17 protein-coding genes, 1 tRNA gene and 1 pseudogene are annotated in these 21,594 nt (G+C 42.7%); 11 read left to right on the top strand and 8 right to left on the bottom strand.

Annotated elements, in window-relative coordinates; genetic code table 11:
- Positions 1 to 12 precede the first annotated feature (12 nt).
- The 3 genes and pseudogenes from V7K15_RS28350 to V7K15_RS28340 form a co-directional block, all read right to left on the bottom strand.
- A pseudogene (locus V7K15_RS28350) lies at positions 13 to 180 on the bottom strand (Uma2 family endonuclease); the annotation flags it as partial.
- A 5-nt stretch (positions 181 to 185) separates the two neighbouring features.
- On the bottom strand, positions 186 to 6,137 hold the full coding sequence (locus tag V7K15_RS28345; protein WP_334911095.1) for a trifunctional serine/threonine-protein kinase/ATP-binding protein/sensor histidine kinase: 5,952 nt from the start codon (positions 6,135 to 6,137) through the stop codon (positions 186 to 188).
- 281 nt (positions 6,138 to 6,418) lie between these two features.
- Complete coding sequence (locus tag V7K15_RS28340; RefSeq protein ID WP_334911093.1) at positions 6,419 to 7,171, bottom strand: MBL fold metallo-hydrolase; 753 nt, start codon at positions 7,169 to 7,171, stop codon at positions 6,419 to 6,421.
- Between the two features lie 192 nt (positions 7,172 to 7,363).
- Between V7K15_RS28340 and V7K15_RS28335 the strand changes: the two genes are divergently transcribed.
- The gene (locus tag V7K15_RS28335; protein WP_334911091.1) at positions 7,364 to 8,884 is read left to right on the top strand and encodes a site-2 protease family protein; all 1,521 of its coding nucleotides are present in this window, start codon (positions 7,364 to 7,366) and stop codon (positions 8,882 to 8,884) included.
- 118 nt (positions 8,885 to 9,002) lie between these two features.
- On the top strand, positions 9,003 to 9,203 hold the full coding sequence (locus V7K15_RS28330) for a hypothetical protein (protein WP_442949724.1): 201 nt from the start codon (positions 9,003 to 9,005) through the stop codon (positions 9,201 to 9,203).
- Between the two features lie 2 nt (positions 9,204 to 9,205).
- Here the strand turns inward: V7K15_RS28330 and V7K15_RS28325 are convergent, their stop codons facing one another.
- The 5 genes from V7K15_RS28325 to V7K15_RS28305 form a co-directional block, all read right to left on the bottom strand.
- Positions 9,206 to 10,390 carry a family 10 glycosylhydrolase gene (locus V7K15_RS28325; RefSeq protein WP_334911235.1) on the bottom strand — a complete coding sequence of 395 codons (1,185 nt, stop codon included), beginning with the start codon at positions 10,388 to 10,390 and terminating at the stop codon, positions 9,206 to 9,208.
- Between the two features lie 213 nt (positions 10,391 to 10,603).
- The gene (locus V7K15_RS28320; protein ID WP_334911089.1) at positions 10,604 to 11,170 is read right to left on the bottom strand and encodes a phycobiliprotein lyase; all 567 of its coding nucleotides are present in this window, start codon (positions 11,168 to 11,170) and stop codon (positions 10,604 to 10,606) included.
- Between the two features lie 72 nt (positions 11,171 to 11,242).
- Complete coding sequence (locus tag V7K15_RS28315) at positions 11,243 to 11,923, bottom strand: HEAT repeat domain-containing protein (protein WP_334911086.1); 681 nt, start codon at positions 11,921 to 11,923, stop codon at positions 11,243 to 11,245.
- 272 nt (positions 11,924 to 12,195) lie between these two features.
- The gene (locus V7K15_RS28310) at positions 12,196 to 13,716 is read right to left on the bottom strand and encodes an RNA-guided endonuclease InsQ/TnpB family protein (RefSeq protein WP_334911085.1); all 1,521 of its coding nucleotides are present in this window, start codon (positions 13,714 to 13,716) and stop codon (positions 12,196 to 12,198) included.
- A 105-nt stretch (positions 13,717 to 13,821) separates the two neighbouring features.
- Positions 13,822 to 13,906: transfer RNA gene (locus tag V7K15_RS28305), tRNA-Ser, on the bottom strand.
- A 106-nt stretch (positions 13,907 to 14,012) separates the two neighbouring features.
- Between V7K15_RS28305 and V7K15_RS28300 the strand changes: the two genes are divergently transcribed.
- The 9 genes from V7K15_RS28300 to V7K15_RS28260 all read left to right on the top strand — a co-directional run.
- Positions 14,013 to 14,381: a 2Fe-2S iron-sulfur cluster-binding protein gene (locus tag V7K15_RS28300; RefSeq protein WP_334911083.1), complete on the top strand. Its 369-nt coding sequence runs from the start codon at positions 14,013 to 14,015 to the stop codon at positions 14,379 to 14,381.
- The gene (locus tag V7K15_RS28295) at positions 14,371 to 14,952 is read left to right on the top strand and encodes a thermonuclease family protein (protein WP_334911080.1); all 582 of its coding nucleotides are present in this window, start codon (positions 14,371 to 14,373) and stop codon (positions 14,950 to 14,952) included. Before V7K15_RS28300 ends, V7K15_RS28295 begins: the two co-directional genes overlap by 11 nt.
- 101 nt (positions 14,953 to 15,053) lie before the next feature.
- On the top strand, positions 15,054 to 15,866 hold the full coding sequence (locus tag V7K15_RS28290; protein ID WP_334911233.1) for an inositol monophosphatase family protein: 813 nt from the start codon (positions 15,054 to 15,056) through the stop codon (positions 15,864 to 15,866).
- Positions 15,867 to 16,082: 216 nt separating this feature from the next.
- A complete protein-coding gene (locus V7K15_RS28285) occupies positions 16,083 to 17,027 on the top strand; it encodes a J domain-containing protein (protein ID WP_334911078.1) in 945 nt (314 codons plus the stop codon).
- The gene (locus V7K15_RS28280; protein ID WP_334911076.1) at positions 17,027 to 18,241 is read left to right on the top strand and encodes an ATP phosphoribosyltransferase regulatory subunit; all 1,215 of its coding nucleotides are present in this window, start codon (positions 17,027 to 17,029) and stop codon (positions 18,239 to 18,241) included. The genes V7K15_RS28285 and V7K15_RS28280 overlap by 1 nt, the downstream gene beginning before the upstream one ends.
- A gap of 331 nt (positions 18,242 to 18,572) precedes the next feature.
- Positions 18,573 to 18,857, top strand: a complete 285-nt coding sequence (locus tag V7K15_RS28275) for a hypothetical protein (RefSeq protein WP_334911074.1) — start codon at positions 18,573 to 18,575, stop codon at positions 18,855 to 18,857.
- Entirely contained in the window at positions 18,806 to 19,030 is a 225-nt protein-coding gene (locus tag V7K15_RS28270; RefSeq protein WP_292802124.1) for an indolepyruvate ferredoxin oxidoreductase subunit alpha, read from the top strand. Before V7K15_RS28275 ends, V7K15_RS28270 begins: the two co-directional genes overlap by 52 nt.
- A gap of 77 nt (positions 19,031 to 19,107) precedes the next feature.
- Positions 19,108 to 19,836 (top strand): ABC transporter ATP-binding protein, encoded by a 729-nt coding sequence (locus V7K15_RS28265; RefSeq protein ID WP_334911072.1) that lies wholly within the window; start codon positions 19,108 to 19,110, stop codon positions 19,834 to 19,836.
- A 752-nt stretch (positions 19,837 to 20,588) separates the two neighbouring features.
- The coding region (locus V7K15_RS28260; RefSeq protein ID WP_334911070.1) for an NERD domain-containing protein at positions 20,589 to 21,594 on the top strand (1,006 nt) is incomplete at its 3' end.

Below are 21,594 nucleotides of genomic sequence, written 5' to 3'. Positions count from 1 at the left end.
CGACAACGGTAGAGGTTCAGCGTGTATTTCAAAACGCAGAGGTGAAGCCATGTAGACAGTTCCTTCAATCAATTCGGCTTTTTTTAATTTGGGCATGGCATTGTAGCGCCGCTCAAATTCAAAGCGGGTGAGGCGATCGCCGTTTTCCAACGGAACGGGGGAACTGTCAAACACCAAAATTTTATTTACACCGGAATTTCAATAATAAATTCTGTACCTTCATCCAGAACCGAGTTAAAACTCAATTTTCCGCCGTGGGTTTCTTCAACAATTTGACGAGCGATCGCAAGTCCTAATCCTGTTCCTTTACCAACAGCTTTCGTCGTAAATAAATGGTCAAATATTTTTTGTTTGACTGACTCATTCATCCCCTGACCATTATCAGCAATCGCAATTTTAACTAGATTGTCTGCTACCGAAGTTGCAATTGTAATACAGTTAGGATTAGCTTTGATTTCCTCAAAAATACGTCCATGATTAGATTCATCTAAGGCATCAATAGCATTCGCCAAAATATTCATAAATACCTGATTTAATTGACCAGGGAAACATTCTACTTGAGGTAAATTCCCATAATTGGTGACAACTTCAATCGTCGGACGTAGTTCATTCGCCTTGAGACGATGTTTCAAAATTAAAATTGTGCTATCAATGCCTTGGTGAATATTAAACGGTACTTTATAATCTTTGTCGGCACGGGAAAAAGTTCGTAAACTGGTGCTGATATTTTTTAGGCGATCGCACGCCATAGACATGGAATCAATCATCTTGGGCAAGTCTTCTAAGCTATAATCTAAGTCGATTTCTTCGGCATGGGCTTTGATTTGATCACTTTTGTTAGGTAAACTGTCTTGATATAGTCCGAGATGTTCAACAATATCAGCGATGGTGGGTTTAGCTTGTTTGAGACTCGCAGCAATAAAACCAAGGGGATTATTCATTTCGTGAGCCACACCAGCAACTAAGTTACCCAGTGCTGACATTTTTTCACTTTGCACCATTTGTAATTGGGTGTTTTGCAGATCAGTTAGCGCTTGTTCTAAATCTTGTGATTTTTGTTGCAAAGCAAGTTCTGCTTTTTTGCGTTCGGCTTCAAGCCGCGCCCTTTCGCTAATATCTCGCATCACAACTACCGCACCGACTTTGTTACCCAAAGGATCGAAGATTGCTTGTCCGCTTGCTAACAAAATTCTCTTAATACCATGCTTCGGCGCAATTACCATTTCGGCATTTTCGACTATTTCCCCTTGCAAGGCACGAAACAGTGGAATTTCTGTTTTTGATAGGGGTGTTTGACCATCAGGTTGATAGAGATCGAAGTGTTCGGCCCATTGTTCTGCTGGTAATGATTCCACTGGTAAGCCATGAAATTCACGAGTTGCGTTATTGAATAAAGTCAAGTTGCCACTAGCATCACAAACAACAATCCCATCTGTAATATTGTGAATGATCGCATTTAAAAACTCTCGTTCTTTGGCTAGAGATGCTTCGGCCTGTTTTAATTGTGCCAGTGATGTTTGTAATGACTGGGATTTTTGCTGTTCTCTGGCATACAGTCGGGCGTTTTCTAAAGAAATTGCAGCTTGAGTACAAAGTAAGTTGAGCAATTCGACGCGATCGCTGGTAAATGCTCCCCTTGCTACATTATTTTCCAGATACAATATGCCAAGCAACTTACCCTGATGCAAAATCGGGCTGCACAAGATACTCTTGGGTTGCTGTTGCTGAATATACGGGTCATTGATTAATTGTAGATGCACCGTGGCATCAACAATTACTGCTGCTTTTAAGCTGCGTTTGACAGTATTAATTAAGCTAACTGGCACATCACCAGAGTTTTCAAGGGGCTGCGGGTTGAGCAACATTGGGTAAAAATCGATGTGGGCAATTCCCTTGTTCTGTCCAGATGCAACACCAAGGGAAAGCTGTGCTAAAGCCTGAATTAGCAACCGATCTGACTGCAAAAGCATGAACACACATTTATCTGCTCCGGCATTTTCAATGACGATATGCAGCAATACTGAGAGCAGTTTTTCGAGTTCGATTTCGCCAGAAAGGGTTTGGGAAGCTTTGAGAATGGTAGCTAAATCTAAAGCAACAGAGACGCTGCTACTGCTGGAAGTGGGAGAACTGGTAGAGGTGACACTCTCCAATCTGAAAATGGTTTCGTGAGTTGAGACGGGAGAACGGGTTTGCTCTAAGATGGGGGCGAGGAGTTGGGGATAGCGTCGTTCCAAGTCGGCGACTTTGGCTTTAGCGCCCCAACGAGCATAGCCGTAGTAGGCTTGGGTCATGTATTCTTGGGCAATGCGCTGTTTACCCCAGTCGAGGTAAAATTTAGCTGCTAGTTCATTGGCGAGGGCTTCTTCTTGGATGTAAGCGTTTTCTTTTGCAGAGGCGATCGCGCGATCGTACAAGTTCATTGCCTCAGCTTTATTTCCTTGCACTCGCTGCCGTTCCGCCTCCACTAGATGAAACTTGTGCAATAAATTCATCGGCGCATGGTCTGCCCACTTCTTCATTTTTTCTTGGTACTTTGTGACTCTACTCAAAAGAGATTCTTGTTCTGAATCTGGCACGGATGGGTAGACTGCTAAGTGCGCCAAAGAATCATAGAAATACGACACTGGTACGACCAGAAGACCTGGCACTCCATCTAAATACTGTTCAGCTTGCAGCGCATTTTTCTGGGCTTGCGGATAGTCTCCAAACAAGTAGCAAAGAATCAATTTATTAAAATAAAAGTGATGAAGCCCAGTTATATCATTAGCATCCTTCAGCCGTGGTAAAGCTGTTTCCTCGTTATAAACTTCACCCTGTAAGATGCATGAATGTTCTGAGGGATTCAGTAAGTTCAAGACTGATTGTTGAAAGATTTGATGAAAGCTTAAAGCATTTTCTTGCTTGAGTCGAGCTAGGACATCACTGATGGTTGCCATTTCTTGTGCAACTATTGTCAGTTCCTCTCCCATCAGATACGTGTGCTGGTATTTATGTATGGCAGCATAGCCAGCAAATCCAAAATTGCCGCCTTCCAGTCCGCTTTGGTAGGCATCCCAAATAATTGGCAACGTTTCTCTGACATGAACTTTGGCATGAGCTATACAAACTCCCATCACAAAAAATACAGATGCTTTGATGTCTGGAGCATTGAACTTTTCTGCTAGGTTTAAGGCTAATCTACCAAATTGATAAGCCGATTCAATATTCTGAAACACTGCATTTAACAGTAAACCGTAACAAGCGTAACCATAACTTGAGAAAGCTGAATTGCCATAGTTAATTGATAAGTTTACCAGTTCACATATCACCAATGGATATAGTATCGGTGCAGCTTGATAAATAGCAGGGCCAATACTGGCTAACATCCTGGCAGCCGATAGATGCTCGATATCTGTCATCAATGGTAGATTAATTAATTCTTCGATATTCTTCTTCTCTAGATTGGTGGCTATTTGAGTGAGTGCTTGCTGAATATCTGAGGGTTCGGGTGATTCTGGTATGTTTACCCCCACAAGTTTCAAGGCTTCTAACCCAATTTTGACTGCTTCTAGCTTTTTGACTTGCGCCATATCAGCTTGGATTTTGACGGCATAGATTTTCACTTTGTCAATGGGAGTTTTTGCCTGTTGCAGGACAATATCTGCCCATTGCTGCATCTGCTGAAAATCGCCGTTGAGGTACGCGGTTTCTGCTGCTAGTTCATACAGTGCGAGGGTGAGGTTGTAGTGGGTTTGCCAGCAAGACTGCCCCTGACTCAGGTTCAGCAAGGCAATGCTTGTGATGGAATATTCCAATGCAGCTGCATAAGCTGTTGCGGCTTTAGCTTTTTGTCCAGCGTTCAAATTGAGTTGAGCCAGTTCTATTCGCTGGGATGGTTCAATAATCAGGGATTTCCCCATATTGAGTTGATTGACAATCTCAAATAGGTTTTTGTCTGATTCTGTGACTGGGGTATTATTCAGCAGCTGTTGCCCAATTTTCAGGTGAGTTGCTTGTTTTTGCTCCTCTGGTATGAGGGAATAGGCGGCTTGTTGGACGCGATCGTGCAAGAATTTGTAAGCACAGGTGTCAACTTTCTGTGCTGATGTTTGAACTGTGGCGGCTGATGTTTCAGTTTGATAAAACTTGTAAACCTCATTGAGCGGAATGATAAATCCTTCTTGCAATGCTTTCCACAAATCCGCAGCGGCTTCTGTGTGCGATTTTTCATAAACGATCGCCAATGTCGCCAAATCAAACTGATTGCCAATACAAGCTGCCAGTTTCAAAATATCTTGAGTGATGTCGGGCAATTTCTGAAGCTGTTGGGCCATAAATTCCACCACATCATCGGTGAGAGCCAGCGCTCGCACTTGCGCTACATCACACTGCCAAAAACCTGTCTCCCAATCAAAGGTAATCAGCCCATCTTCATACAGCGCTTTCAAAAACTGAGTCGTGAAAAAGGGATTTCCTTGGGCTTTTTGATAAACTAACTCTGTCAACGGCAATGCCAGGCCCGTTGCACAACTGAGCGAGTCGGCGATTAAATGATTCACATCTGCTTGACTCAAGGGAGCTAGGGTCAGAGTGTTGACACCTGAAGATGTCTTTTCGATTTCATCTACGGTTAACATCAGTGAATGAGCCGCAAATACCTCGTTATCGCGGTATGCGCCAATAATGAATAGATAACCGCGATTGCTTACCATCAACAGCTTCAGCAAATTCAGCGATGCCGAATCTGCCCATTGCAAATCATCCAGAAACATCACCAACGGATGTTCTGTTGTGGTGAAGACTTGAATGAAATTTTGGAACAGCAGATTAAAGCGATTTTGTACCGCACTACCCGATAGTTCAGCGATCGCAGGCTGTTTGCCGATTATCTGCTCCAATTCAGGAATCACCTCGATCAAAACTTGCCCGTTCTCTCCAACTGCCGCTAAAATCTTGCTCTGCCATTGCTCCAGTTGCCTATCGCTTTCACTGAGCAACTGTGCCATCAAATCACGAAAGGCTCGCACAAAAGCAGACAGAGGAATGTTGCGGTTGAACTGGTCGTATTTCCCTTTGATGAAGTAGCCGTTCCACCGGACGATCGGCTTATGCACTTCATTGACGACTGCGGTTTTGCCAATGCCAGAGAAACCTGCCACTAGCATCAGTTCACAGCCACCATTGGCAACATGACCAAATGCATCCAGTAACGTTTGCACTTCCGATTCGCGTCCGTAGAGTTTTTCGGGTATGAGAAAGCGATCGCTGATATCGCGCTGTCCCAAATCAAACCAAGTATGCTTGCCTGTTTCTCGCCACTGCTCTAAGCAGGTAACAAGGTCATGTTTAAGTCCCAGCGCATTCTGATAGCGGTCTTCGGCATTCTTCGCCATCAGTTTGCGGACAATCTCACCCAGCATCAAGGGCAAATCTGAGTTTAAATCGCAGAGGAAGGGTGGAAGTTTTGCAATGTGGCAATGCACCAACTCCATCGGGTCATTCGACTCAAAGGGCAGTTCTCCACTCAGTAGTTCAAAGAAAGTCACACCTAATGAATAGAAGTCGCTGCGGTAGTCAACGCCCCGGTTCATCCGTCCGGTTTGCTCTGGTGACAGATACGCTAGTGTTCCCTCCAGTCCGTTGGGGCTTTGGATCTCTTGGGTTTCTCGTGGTAGAAGTGAGGCAATACTGAAGTCAATCAGCTTGATTTGTTTGGTGTCAGGGTGAATCAGGATGTTGGCTGGTTTAATATCTTTGTGAATGACGCGCTGTTGATGTAACTGCTGTAGCGTGTCTATCAGTTGTAGGGCAATGGCAAAGAATTGCTCTAAAGTCAGTGGTCGTCCTTGGGTAAATTCCCGCAAAGAAATGCCACCAAAGTCTTCCATGACTAGGGCATAGCCGTTGCGATCAGGTTCTAAGGTGTAGGGTTTGATAATCCGGGGAATATCTAGGTTTTTAGCGATCGCATATTGGTTACGAAACTGTACTAGTTCGCTGAAGGTAGGGTATTCTTGTTTTAAGAGCTTGATCACAACTGCTAGGCGATCGTCTTGTCTAACTGCCCGATACACTTGAGTCCGAGAACCTGAATAAAGTTGCTCAATGATTTCGTAGCCAGCGATCGTTACAGTTCCATCAAGTTTTGCGCTCATAAATTTTTCCAAGAATTCCTCTGTACTAAGGTTAGAATTCCCAGGACAATATCTTAGTTAACAAACGTTACAAAACTTGCATTAGACAGGAAAGCACTTTCGGGACTGACAAATAAAAAAACATCCCAAATTTTCTTGGGGGATGGGTGTCCGCACTACGTGCCGCTACGCGAACACCCGTCCCATATTCAGCGCACTTGCGGACGCAAATTATAACTCTAGGGAATCCCAAAAAATAAATTCTCCAATAGACATAGGAGTGAAAATTACGTAGGCACAATTCATGTAGCTTTAGCTTCCCGCAGGGTATTGTGCCTACCAAGGATTTCGGGTAAATCCAGAGAGGCGAGATGTTGATAAGCTTGATCTATGAATCGCTTACCTCTGAGAAAGCCTGTATTAGCTCCCGGACATATGTAGCGGAGAGTTTCTGGTGTAAAAGTTTCTAACAAGAATCGAAGACTCTGAATTTGCCTAGCCCAGTGAAAGGTTTTCGCTGTCCGTAATGGTACTGGTTCACCCTGTTGGTTAGGGACTAAATGGCGACCAGAAAACAATATACCTCCAAGCTCACTGTAGTAGAGGCAAGATGAACCAGGAGAATGTCCTGATGTCCAAATCACTTGTATTGCGGCATCAAGAGTAAATTTATGTCTAAAGGTAGTTACAGTTAAGCCTGGTAATAAATAAGCTTCTTGCTCTTGAATCAGCACCTCGCAGCCAAAGATTTGCTGAATTTCAGCCGTCTTGGCAATAGCGCCTCGATGGGTGATAAATAACCAACGCACACCTCCATGCACTCCTAAAAAATCTTGATTTGTTTGGTCTAAGGCAGGGCAATCTATGAGGATATTCCCTTCATTTCTTACAATAAGATAAGCGGTTCCTCCTAATGTGTCCCGATTGGGTGGAAAGGCAAAAATGCTCTCTTGTGCGAAGTCCGATTGCAGAAAACCTCCGCTAGGAACTTCGTCAGGGAAGACACCCCGTGGTGGCTTAGTTGTATGACTTGGCACTTGTGGTAAAGGGCACATTATAAAAGAACCGAAACTGAGGAGTTGTGGATAATTTTGTTACAGTGTGGAAATTCTGAAGAATTGCAACTTCAGGGTTAACTAGCGCTGTTAACCGTTGTGAATAAAATTGGGGTTTGAAGTCTGCCTTGTAGTTAATGCTATGGTGCTGAAGCTACTGGTGGGCGTTTTGTCCAAATTACTGAAGATAATATGGAATTTTGGTTTTTGTTTATCCTCCTACTGGGGCTAGCTACTTATCTAATGGTGCAGCACAGCGTCGCTCAAATCACCCGGACGCCAGTATGGTTGTTATGGCTGGTTTTAATGACACCAGCATTTTTGTTGAGTGGATGGACGCTAATGTACGGGGCTAAACAAGCTCCGCCACCAGGGCTGATTATTTCGTCGTTATTTGTCTCCACAGTGTTGTACTGGACGTTGTTTCAATGGGGGCGGCAAGCGCCAAGAGATACACAAATCCAAGCCCCAGTTCAAGCCTCTGAATCGCAGTCGACTATCCAGCCTGCCGTAGAACCAATAGTGCGTCCCATTGAGCTAACCGAAGAAACTCAACTGCGAAATTGTTTTCCTTGGTCTGTATACTACGTTCAAAATATTGAATATCGACCACAAGCTGTAATTTGCCGTGGTCAGTTGCGAACTAAAGCCAGCAACGCCTACCAGCAGATTAAGACTAATATTGAAGCACAATTTGGCGATCGCTTCGTGCTAATCTTTCAAGAAGGTTTAAATGACAAACCTTTCTTTGTACTGGTTCCTAACACTCAAGCTGCTAAAGATAGAAATACACCACGACGCGATCAGGAACGGTTAACTCGACCAGGATTAGCGCTTCTCCTACTAGCAGCTACTTTGGTAACTACTACCTTGGTGGGAGTGGAAAATGCTGGTGTTTCTCTTGGGCCTATCTGGAAAATTGGCTCTTTGTTCAAACTTCTATCTAACCCAGATGTCCTATTCAAAGGATTACCCTATGCTTTAGGACTGATGACTATTTTGGGTATTCATGAACTTGGGCATTATTTGACAGCTAAATTTTACAATATTCGCTCGACGTTGCCTTACTTTATTCCCGTGCCTTTCTTCTTGGGAACTTTTGGCGCATTTATTCAGATGCGTAGTCCTATTCCTAACCGCAAAGCTTTATTTGATATTAGTATCGCTGGGCCAATTGCAGGTTTTGTTGTTACCTTGCCATTACTAATATGGGGCTTGGCTCATTCTGACGTAGTTTCCCTGAATGAAAAAACCCGACTTTTGAATCTTGAGGCACTTAATCCCAAGTATTCAATTTTACTGGCGCTACTCTCGAAGTTAACCTTGGGAAGTCAGTTAACAGCAACATCAGCCCTTGACTTGCATCCAGTTGCAGTTGCTGGTTTTCTGGGACTAGTTGTGACGGCGTTAAATTTAATGCCTGTGGGACAACTAGATGGAGGTCACATTATCCATGCGATGTTTGGACAACGAGCTGCAATTATAATTGGTCAAATTGCTCGCCTCTTGTTACTATTTCTTTCTTTAGTTCGGGAAGAATTTTTGTTGTGGGCGATTATCTTATTATTTATGCCGTTGATTGATGAGCCGGCGCTGAATGATGTGACTGAATTGGATAATGGACGTGACATTTGGGGATTATTGGCAATCGCTTTGTTGATGATAATTGTTTTGCCATTACCGCAGGCGATCGCTAACTTTTTGCAAATTTAAAAAACATCACGACAGAGATAGTAAAGTCTCTAAATTTAACTTTTTTCCCACTATGAAATTAACCATTGGTTGGGATTTTTTATAGTAGATTATAAACAGTATTAAACAATAGACTTATTTGAGGATTTTGAAAGCTGCGATCGCTGGGATGCTTTCAAAGCTAAAACGTGTTACAGCTTATAGTATTTTCAGCAGTGGCTATAGTTTATCCTGGTTTTTAAGTAGCGGTTTAATGGGCATTTTATCCCATCCCTCAATTCCGGCGCTAATTGTCTTTTTTTCGACAACTCAGTTTTTATATAATCTTGTTGATTTTTGATCTTAGTTGTTGTTTTGCGTCAAGCTTTTTAAGGTAGAAGCTGTTTCTTCTGGTTTTCCAGAAATAGGAAAAATTAAAATACTCTTGATTGCGTCGTTATCTACTAATTCTTTTAAACGGTGTAATTGGTGATCAGTAATCGCAATTCCGGCATAATTTTTAGCATAATTTAATTCCTCTTTGAAATTCGCCTCATTATAAGCTTGAATAAACACTCTATCGACATTCCATTTTTGCCAATCAGCTGCGAAATATCGTTTAGCCCAGTAAGGGTTATGATGACAAATATCAAAACTAACTGAAAAGTTAGCTTGTTTCATCGCAGTTCTGATTTGCTGCACAAAACTAGTTAATTTAGCAGTGCGATCAATTTTGCCGGGTAATTCAGCATAATAACCTAGATAATCATCCCATTGAACTGCATCAATCTTCGGATATTTTTGGACGAACTCTACTAAGATATTCCTAAAAAAACTAGCAACTTCAGGAATCTCCACATCAAGAACATAATGATCAATTCCCACATAGGTTTTATCCACACCGGGAACTATCCATTTACGAGAAATTGCTAAATCGTAAATCGGACTATTTTTGTCTATTTTAATGCCTTTCTCGAAATAAGCGTGAACTTGCATTCCCTGTTTGTGTGCTTCATCAATCAACCAATCTAACCATCGCTCTTGAAACTGGTTTGGACAACTTCTATAACCTAGCGTTTGCTGCATCACATCGCTATTGTACATCGTACAACCATTACCCCAAACACCGTGAATAATCGTATTAATTCCTTGAGAGTGATAGTAACGAACTCTTTGACGAATCGTTTCTTCATCGGCATTATTAGTGACTTGGTAGCGACTTAAATAAATTCCTCTAATTACTTTTTTCTCCCAAGGAGTTGGAGGTAATAGTGTTTTTTCAAGTGTTATTGTTTTAACTGGAGCTTGCTTATTATTAGGAGGGAAACTTGAAGTGCTTGATAAAGAGGAGGTGGGAGTTGAAGAAGTAGTGGGAGTAGGATTCAAAATAGAAATAGCTATTTGTTGAATCTTAGGTAAAAGGTTGCTGATATCTAAATTTCCTTTTTGGCTGAACCACCAATAACCACCTCCTAAGATAACTATAATTATAGAAAATGGAATATTTGAGCATCCACATCCATTTGGCTTTTTGTCTTGACGCGACATAGTAATATGATGATTGTCTAGCAATCTTAATCTATATATAGCGGTTCTCAGTTGACTGAGGTACAAGAACCCCTCCCCGCAAGCGATGAGGGGGCTATGATGTACCTCAGTAGACTAGGAAACGCTATATACAAATTAACGCGATGTGAATCCTTGATAAAAAATATTAAACTTAATTCCCCCTAGAAACAGGGGGAATATATTGTATTAAAACTAATTCGATACTGAATTAGCTGCCTCGGAAGGCTTCGCGGCTGGTGGAAAACCACCCATGCGAATCTCAGAAGTAAAAGAAGCGATACTAAATCCACCAAAACTCTTGAGGACATTTGCCCGCATTCGCAAATTAGGGCTAGCAAACCACAGGCGCTCTTCAGAACTCATGGTTTCATCCTCTGTTGTTAGAATCAAAGCACCATCACTATCAATTTTATAGCGTCCGGCAACTGGAGTTTTATCAGCATCAACTATTTCTCGCAGTAACTTACCTTGCGCCGGATTATCCGCATCAGGTACGGAAACTAACACAGTCGAACCACTGTGTTTTGCTTGATCCTTTTCCGTTGTGCCGTTCCAGGTAATTTTGGCAGCACAAGAGGCGGAATTAAGATTAATTTTGTACTGTTGACAGAGTTTGATCACTTCTGGAGCATCTACAGCCAGCGTCTCAATGATAATGTCTGACTTGCTACTTTCAGATTGCTTAAAAGCCAAATGTTGACTAGTACGATGAGAAAACCATTTACCAGCACTTAACTCAAAAAACTCTTCAATATTCATGAATGAAATTACCCTGCATCAAAATGCTAAAATTCCCACTTAATTATGATTAAAATGTAGCAGGATTTAATATTAAGCTTGATTGCCTATTTCCTCAAGCTTCTTCAGTCCAATCCTGGCTGCCTCAGCAACGTTGAAATGATTGTCTTTTTCCAAATATTTCAAAGCTGAGACACTCTTAGGAGTGGGAAGATTTCCCAAGGCTTCAGCCAAACGCTGCCTGACTAACCAATCATCTGATTGAGCGAAGCGCAGGATGTGATCGACAGATTCAATGTCTTGAATTTCTCCGAGTGCAGAGATTGCAGCTTGTTGCAATACTACTTCTTTGCTATCCAATGCCTGAATCAGAATTTGACGCGCACGGGGATCTTTAATGTTACCTAAAGAAACGGCTGCACTAAAGCGTACTAGCCAATCAGTATCTTCATAAAACGCCCGTGAAAGCACTTCAAAGGCTCTAGCATCACCCAAATATCCTAAGGCACCGGCGGCATCAGCGCGTATACCATAATCTGGGTCATTTACGAGAATTCTTACCAAAATTCCATAACATTCTGGCGTCGGCTTGATTCCAAGAGCAAATATTGCCATCGATCGCAGTTGCAAAGATTCATCATCTAAAACCTTTTTAATCAAAGGGACTGCATCCTCAGCCGAAACATGACGCAGATTCGCCAGAGCTACCATGCGATCGCGTAAATTCGGACTTTCTAGCTGAGTAGAAATTTCTTGTAAGCTTAGAGTTGCCATTTATTTTAAAGGGTTTTCTTTACTTATCTTAATTTACCCGATCCGTTCATCAGGCTGTCGCCATAGTGAAGTAGGAGTTTGGCGACTTGACAAAATTCCTCAATTATGAGTAATAAATCAAACAAATGTTACTTTCCGCTAGATTGTGTATTGAATTTAGCAGTCAGATTTAACACTTAGTCATCTCAGTATAGGTCTACTTAATCATCCGTGAACAACGAGATCCCAGATAGGTTTACAGACAAATAGGCTTATCTTATTGTTTGAGTCAATTACCCACCACAGAGCGGAGTACCGCTACAGTGGGGGCTTGTATCCAGGCTCCACCGCAACTCTGAAAACCTTTGCAGGACTTCAGCTTTGGCTTCAATACCCGATACATCAGGGCACATTGACAAAGTACCCGTACTGGTCCAGTCTTGCCGAACGAGCAACGTTCTCATTGCAATATTTCGCGCTCCAACCAAATCAGAATGCAACTCGTGGTTGCAGCATTCACATCGGAACAATAGCCCTTTGTTTGGTCGATTAGCCTTCGATGTATGTCCACATTTTGGACAGCTTTGCGAAGTATAATGCGCCGGAACCTTGGTTGCTAGAGAGCCATTTAAATTAGCCTTGTAGTCGATATAGCCATGCAATTCGGCCAATGACCACTTAGCCTTATTTCGATTAGCTATACGCTGTTTTTCGCTTGCCTTTTTACCAAATTTAGACTTAGTTCTATCCCGTATTCGGGTCAAATTTTCTAGTCCGATTAGGCTGTTTGGTTTAGCAATTTCTTTGCTGATTTGGTGGTTTACGTCAGCGATAAACCGTCTTTCTCGACCTGACAAAGCGATTAGCCTACGCAATGCTTGCCGAGTGCCTTTACGCTGAAGAGTTTTACGCGCTTTAAAATAACGATTAGCTTTGTGCCTAGCTTGTTTGCCAGAATAAAAGGCAGACTTGTTATTTAGGTCTGTCTCTACTGCTAAATAACGCATTCCAACGTCAACACCAGAGACTCTGGTTATTGTCAGTGGATTGATATCAGGAGTTTCTAGCTCCATGCTAACAAGCAAATAATAGGTCTTAGAAGCTCGTTGATATACGATCTTCGCTTCCCCTATCTTTTTACAGTTGGCAATTAAATCTAGATGTTTATCGTAGCCATCATAAGAGACTTTTATTCGACCATCTAGTGTGTTGATGCTAACTGTTCGCTCCGGCTTAAATGAATAGTCACGCGGGTAATTCAAGATAACAGTCCGAGCCGCATACTTAGGGGCTTTATCCAGCCCTTTGTATCGCTTCTTAGTATGCCCAGCTTTAATAGCTGCGGCATTTTGCTTCAGCTTAGTCCACAGACCTTTATATGTTGCAGTTACTTGTCTGGTTACGCTGCAAGCCATTTGCGCTCCAAGCCCAAATAAGCCTCGCAGTGAGCTATAAACAGCCTTCTGCAACTTAGCCCCGTTGCTAATCTTGCCATTATCAAAAGCGACGACCGAAGCATGATTCAAGGCATCTCGGTAGGCTAAAGCGGTGCGAGATACCAAAGCTTTTTGCTCGGCATCTAAATTCAGCTTCAGTTTAGTGGTAATTACTTGGGTCATTTCTTCACCAAACTCTAAATTTATTATAACTGCTGAAGATAAAGGGGGCAATGTATTGACAAGGAATTTGCAGGCGACAACATCCGGCTCCTCCCGTCCGAGAGCGTCGAAGAGTCGGTTTTGGTTGGAGCCGGAATCGTCGCCTCGCTCGCATTCCTCCCGCCACCAAACGGAGTCCCGTTCTGGTGGGGGCATCCTGCTGTATTAGGTGAAAATCTATAGATTCAGCCAATTCAACCAATAAGCATTCTGAATTAGACTTAAACTATACAGGGTAAAGCTTACCCTGTATAGATATAACGGAGAGGGAGGGATTCGAACCCTCGTTAAGTTTCCCTAAACACACTTTCCAGGCGTGCGCCTTCAACCACTCGGCCACCTCTCCAGGTGCCACAATTTACAATAATACTATAAAATCACAGAAAATGCAAAGATAAAGAAAGATATTTTAGATTGAATCTGAAAGTCCCAATCCCAAAACGCAAATCCAGATGTCCCGTACATACACAATTAGAGTTCGCGATCGCGCCACTGGCAAAACATACACCCTACAAGTGCCAGAAGACCGCTACATCTTGCACACTGCCGAAAAACAAGGGGTGGAACTGCCGTTTTCCTGCCGCAATGGGGCTTGCACCACTTGTGCTGTCAGAGTATTGTCAGGAGAAATTTACCAACCAGAGGCGATCGGATTGTCGCCAAATTTACGTCGGCAAGGTTATGCCTTATTGTGTGTGAGTTACCCCCGTTCTGACTTGGAGGTGGAGACACAAGACGAAGATGAAGTCTACGAACTCCAGTTTGGACGCTATTTTGCTAGGGGGAAAGTTAAAGCGGGTTTACCCTTAGATGAGGAATAAACAATTCCAAATCACTAAAGTTCTGATGCCTGTATATCTTGGTAACTGGGTGCGAAAAATAGCCATTTTGGTTTGCTTATTGCTCTTGGTGAGTTGCCAAGGTAAAAACCAGCTGCCAAACAATCAGGCTGATGTGAAAGTAGCGCGGGTAGTTAGTGGGCAAAGTTTGGAAGTGTTAGGCATGGCTGAACAACCAAATTTGATTTCCCAAGTCCGGTTAGTTGGTATTGATGCACCAGATTTGCGACAGCGCCCTTGGGGGGAACAAGCAAAAGAACAGTTAGAGGATCTAATTGGTGGTGCAGAACAATCGGTAACGCTGGAGTTTGATTTAGAAGCAAAAGACAAAATCGGGCGAACTCTAGCTTATGTGTGGAAAAATAAGGTGTTGTTGAATGAAGAATTGGTGAAACAAGGGAATGCAATGTTTGTGGGGCGATCGCCTAACCACAAATATGACCAACGTTTAGAACGTGCCCAACAATGGGCTAGACTCATGGGGCAAGGAATCTGGAACTCAGAAAAACCCATGCGCCTTACTCCCGCCGAGTATCGCCGCCAAAATCTTTAATTAGTGCTGAGTGCTGAGTGCTGAGTGCTGAGTGCTGAGGGGGAGAGTAGGGGAGTGGGGAGTAGGGAAGAGTTTTCCCAATGACAAATGACAAAAGACAAATGACAAATCTACAAATTTTTCTAGATATTGCTACGGAAGCGGCCTTAGCTGCTGGTGCCATTTTGCAAGGTTATTTGGGTAAGTTAGAAGACGGAATTATTGAAAAAGGACGCCCTGGTGATTTAGTCACTGCTGCTGATAAAGCCTCAGAAGAGTTGATTTTAGAAATTTTGCGCTGCCACTTTCCTCAGCACTCTATCCTCGCTGAAGAATCAGGGAAATTAGGTAATCAAGAGAATGAATACCTTTGGGCAATAGATCCTCTAGATGGCACAACCAACTACGCCCATCAATACCCATTTTTTGCGGTTTCCATCGGGCTGTTAATTAATGGCGTTCCGCAAGTTGGTGTAATTTATGACCCTTTTCACAATGAACTCTTTCGTGCTGCTGCTGGCTTGGAAGCAACCCGCAACCGTCATCCCATCAAGGTTTCGCTAACATCTGAACTGAGTAAGAGCCTACTAGTGACAGGATTTGCCTACGATCGCCGCGAAACCTCTGATAACAACTACGCGGAATTTAGTCACCTCACTCATCTTACCCAAGGAGTCAGACGTAGTGGTTCGGCATCGCTAGATTTGGCTTATGTTGCCTGTGGACGTGTTGATGGTTACTGGGAACGTGGGCTTTCTCCTTGGGATATTGCCGCCGGGATAATTTTGTTACAAGAAGCCGGGGGCAAAGTCACCGCCTATGATGGTACTCCCGTCAAAATTGAGTCAGGTAGAATTCTCGCCACGAATGGTTATATTCACGACTACCTCAGTAGCGAACTTTTACAAGTTCCGCCACTGTCAGCTTGGGTGTGAGGGAGACAAGGGAGACAAGGGAGACAAGGGGATGAAGAAAGAAAGTGTTTTCCCAATGCCCAATGCCCAATGACAAATGCCCAATGCCCAATGCCCAATGCCCAATGACAAATGACAAATGACAAATGACAAATAACAATTTGCTACTGACGAATCACTGATCAACCGAAGTAAACTAGAAAGAATCTAACTGCTCGTTTGGTGCAAGAGCTCTATATGTCTTTCAAAATAGATCGTGGATTATTTAAATATGATTTCATAGATCATCACGCAATATTGTGCGTTCCAGTTGATGCGGATGTCAAAGAGATTCGTAAACGCTACCTCCAAATCGCCCGCCGTCTGCACCCGGACAGTAATCTTACTGAAAGTGCGGCTCAAAAACAGCTAGGGAACGAATTGTTATCAAAGTTGGTTAACCCAGCTTACGAAAAACTTTATGGCGATCGCACTCACGCGGAATATATTGTAATTTTGTCGCAAATTGGCAAGCGCTTGGCACAAGAGTCTAGTTCGGTAACTTTAAACACCGACTTGGCTAGACAGTTAGCTCAGGCGCCTAATGTCGATCATTTCTATAAAAGTGCGATCGCTAAACTAGCCCAAACCCAATATGATTCTTTAGAGCAAGCACTACAAGTCATTGCCCAAGTTAGTGAGTTGAATTTAGTGTATTTAATGCGGAGTGCGGGCAAATTATCCACAGCGTCGCCGCCACCTGCTCAACCCAAAGTCCAGTCAGGTCTGCCTCAGTCAAATACACTACCAGAGCCAGCGCCACCAAAAGAAGACTCGATTGTAGAACAGTATGTTCGTCGCGCTCAATCTTTGATTGACAAAAACCAATTTGCCCAAGCCAAAGTAGAGTTGCAAGATGCCCTAAAGCTAGAACCTAAAAATAGTCGCTGCCATAGCTTAATTGCAATGGTGTATTTGAAGCAAAATCAGCTAAAAATGGCAAAAATCCACTTTGACAACGCTCTAAAATTAGACCCCAATGACGTCACAGCGTTGCAATGGAAACCTAAAATAGATAAAGCTCTAGGACTACAACCTAGTGATCATAAGGTGACTTCATCCCCCAATAATAAAGATAAGCAACCAGATAAATCTGGTAGTGGTGGTTTGTTCGGTGGTTTGTTTGGTGGGAAGAAAAAATAATGGTGTATCAACCAGCATCGGGAGCCAGGGATTTATTGCCCTTGGATGTGGAGAAAAAACGCTGGATTGAAGAGCGGTTACAGCAGGTGTTTCACCGTTGGGGATATCACCGGATTATCACCTCGACTTTAGAACGCATGGATACTCTGATGGCGGGGGAAGCAATCCAGCGTCAGATGGTGATTCAACTACAACAAAATGGCGAAGATGATGAGTTAGGGCTACGTCCAGAATTAACAGCATCCATTGCTCGCACCGTTGTGACTCGGATGGCAGCTGTCACTTATCCGCAACGGCTGTACTATAACGCCAATGTGTTTCGCCGCACTTGGGAAAGTAGACATAATCGCCAGCAAGAGTTTTATCAAGCTGGGGTGGAGTTGTTAGGTGCTGGGGGATTGCTAGCGAATGCGGAAGTACTGCTGTTAGTTGCAGATTCTTTGGCAGCACTGGGTTTACGGGAATGGCATTTAATTTTAGGTGAGGCGGGAATTACCCGATCGCTGCTGAGTGCCTTTCCGATTAATTTACAGGATAAAGTTCGCAGTGCGATCGCTCATCTCGACCGCATTACTATAGATACTTTACCTCTAAGTGAGAAACTACGCGATCGCGCCCGAATCATGATGGATTTGCGTGGCTCTAGTGCAGACGTGTTACAAAAAGTTAGTAATTTAGATCTAGATGAAGAACAGCGACAGGCAATAAATAACCTCAAGTCCCTAGTAAAATTACTGGAATCAGAGAAAAAATTTCCGTTAATCCTTGATCTCAGCCTGATTCAGACCATAGATTACTACACTGGTATCGTCTTTGAAGTTGTTAACAATACCGAATCCGAAACCAGAGTTTTAGGGCGGGGTGGTCGCTATGACCAGCTTTTGGGGCTATATCATCCCCAAGGAGAAAACATACCCGGAATTGGTTTTGGACTCAATATCGAAGATTTATACCAAGTTTTGTTGTCTACTCAGCAATTACCACAAGCAACCCCAGCTAGTAACTGGTTGGTAGCACCAGAGACGCCGAGTGCTAACGCCTTTGCCTTTGCCTACGGGCAAAAACTCAGAGATTCCACTGAGCTGATGCGGGTAGAAATTGATTTGGGAGGAAGGGATGCAGACGCTATTCGCCAATATGCACGCGATCGCGGCATAGCCCAAATTGCTTGGATCAAAGCTGATGGCTCACCAACCATTGAATCATTGCGTTAGTGGGCATTGGGCATTGGGCATGAGGCAAAACAGTTGCTTTTTTCCGAGTAAGAGTCCTGAGTAAAGAAATGAGATTCCCCACTCAGCACTGAACAATCAAAACTTTAACTTGCATATTACCTGGAATTAAAACTCTTTCTTGTGGGGTGGGCCGGAAAGCCCGCCCTATTTATGCAAATTAAAAGTACATTAGCTTATGCTCTTTACGAGCGCTTATTGAGAAGTTACGATTTTGTCAAGTTTTGATATTTGTTATTTATATAAAAATCCTACTTTAACCTTGCTAAATATACTGAGATAGTTAACAGATTTTATCTTGCCAGAGAATATTATGACAACACGAGTTTATCGCGGAGTTACTTACACTGTTGAAACCTTGACAGGAAATGACCAAACGTTTCAAGGCACACAGGGAAATGATTGGCTAGAAGCTCCAGGTAGCAATAATGTAATCAGCACTGGTAAAGGTAATGATGTCATAACAGTTAATACCTCTACGCACTCAGCACTCCACTCCCCTGCTAGGCTAGAAATAGCCGATACAGAAGAGAGGGAATCGAGAATATGCCGCACACAATTGTTACAGAAGTCTGTGAAGGTGTCGCTGACTGCGTAGGTGCTTGTCCAGTAGCTTGCATTCATGAAGGCCCAAGCAAAAATGCCAAAGGAACCGATTGGTACTGGATTGACTTTGCTACCTGCATAGACTGTGGTATATGTCTCCAAGTTTGCCCAGTAGAAGGGGCGATTCTTCCAGAAGAACGACCGGAGTTGCAAAAAACTCCGTAATAGTCCATAGTCAACAGTCAATAGTCAATACTTATGTTTGACTTGACTGTTGACAAATGACAAATGACAAATGACCAATGACAAATGACTATTTACTAGACGTTCAAAATGTCCACGCTGGATATATCAAAGATGTAGATATCCTGCAAGGTGTGAATTTTCGGGTTGCACCAGGGGAATTGGTAACAGTGATTGGCCCCAACGGTGCGGGTAAATCTACTTTGGCAAAAGCAATTTTTGGGCTTTTGCTCCCCCACACAGGCACAATTACCTTCAAAGGTGAAAATATTGTGGGGCTAAAGTCCAATCAAATCGTCCAACGAGGAATGTGCTACGTACCGCAAATCACCAATGTCTTCCCCTCCCTCAGTGTTGAAGAGAACTTGGAGATGGGTGCTTTTGTGCTTAACGTTCCCCTGAAACCAATTAAAGATAAAATATTTACTATGTTCCCCAGACTAAGCGATCGCCGTCGTCAACGCGCTGGTACTCTCTCTGGAGGAGAACGCCAGATGCTAGCGATGGGCAAAGCTTTGATGTTGGAACCTAGTTTGCTGATTTTAGATGAACCATCTGCTGCTTTATCCCCCATCTTGGTGACACAAGTGTTTGAGCAGATTAAACAAATTAATCAGGCGGGAACTGCGATCGTATTAGTAGAACAAAATGCCCGTAAGGCTTTAGAGATGGCTAATCGCGGATATGTACTGGAGTCGGGACGCGATGCGATCTCCGGCCTTGGTGAAGAATTGTTGAATGACCCGAAAGTGGGTGAGCTATATTTGGGAGCAGGTAACAGACATTAATCCTTTTTAATCGCTCTTGCCCCATTCAACATAACACCAGTTTAATATGGGAGCTTCACCAGGCGATAGCGATCGCTAGGTTGGGCTGCGCCAATGCTATCTATAACTAATACGAAAGCCATTATACTTCCTGCCACTGCCGCGACCGTCGTTTTCGATGCTCAAAGAATTCTCCCCAATAATCCTTGCGTTTCCTAATCACATCTACAGCGACTAGAAAGGTAAAACAGGACATTCATTCAGGAAAAAATGACCAAAACATAAATTATTCGGATCTGCCAAAACCCCACATTAACAATTCTTAATTCTTAATTACAAACAGGTTAAAGTCCCTAGTGATTAGCGTAGGCATCGCCTATTTTTCTCTTGCCCCTTACTGCATTTTTGGTCTACTTTGTCAATGCGTAAGTTTTGCCAGTAACTTTTCCTCTCTACCAGACGCTGAACGCGATCGCTTGAATTCAAGTTCAACATTACTTAAAAAATTCCTTTAATTAAAGCAAAAAAGATTTACTATAAAAATATATTTTCAGGGTATTCACTGATGTATTCCGCAATTTTACATGGTTAATATGTAGCAAATAATATAGGATTCAGTTACCTAAGCTAGAAGGTAAAGTTTCTTTCGTTAAACTTACGCAAAACTACATGCGGTAGGGGCAATACCCTGCGGTCAGCTAAAGCTACATGAATTGCCCCTACCTAAAAATCGTTCTTTTCAGTTATTGTTTGCGTAAGTCCTGTTTCGTTAAATGACTATCAAAAAACTCTTGGCTATCAACCAGCCAGAGGTGGGGCAGATTATTCGTGATCTGCGGCTTTTGGCTGGGCTGACGCAAGAACAGTTTGCAGCAACTCTCGGTGTGACATATACAACAATTAATCTATCAAAAAGTATTATGAAAGTGCTTTTACGAGAGGGAGTTGAACTTCAAGGTTTTGAGAGAGAATTAAAAACAACTCTAGAGCAAGCACAACTTGCAGGTTATGCCCTTATGGGTTTTGTTTTTAGAGAGGCTCTCAGTTCAAAGCTTCACGAAATTGATGCTTTGGTGGTTATGGAGCCAGGAGTATTTGTGTGTTTGGAGGCAAAAGGATATAAAGGTAAGTGGACAGGAAGTCCCAACGAAACATGGTTTTGTGATAATCAAGAAATTAAAGCTGTTGGCGGCAATCCATATATACAAGTTGAACGATACAGCCTAGTTATTAAAGATAAACTTCGGTCTTGTATATTTCAGGATATTCCTTTCTGGGTTAATTATTTTGTTGTTGCCCCTGATCAAACACAATTTGAAATAAAAGATGCAGTTATTAATACCTTTCAACCTGGAAGAGCAGTGCAAATTTGTAATGTATCCAGAATAGAAAAGGTCTTAGGCAGTATTAGAACTAAGGAAAATATTGCTGCAAAATTCAACGAAGTTGGGATTAAAAAAATCATTAGCGAACTTACAGGAATCTCACTAGAAAAAATCGAAATACTTATAAATGATCAGCCCACTGACTCTGGTACACAAATAGTTTCTACGCCACCAATACCTGTTGATCCGCCAATAAAACGAGTTGGTAAACCACCTCCAATACCTGTTGATCCGCCGATAAAACGAGTTGGTAAACTACCTGCAATAGCTGTTAACCCTCCTATAAAACCATCTCATAACAAATATATTTATCTTTCTATAATCCTTACTTGCTTTGTAGTACTAGGAGTAGGAATATTTGCTGTTTGGCAGTATTTTAATCAAAGACCATACG

The organism is Nostoc sp. (assembly GCF_036919815.1).
Classification (GTDB): Bacteria; Cyanobacteriota; Cyanobacteriia; order Cyanobacteriales; family Nostocaceae; genus Nostoc.
The sequence above is the reverse complement of the archived record's forward strand: the minus strand, read 5'-3'. Positions and strand labels throughout refer to the sequence as shown.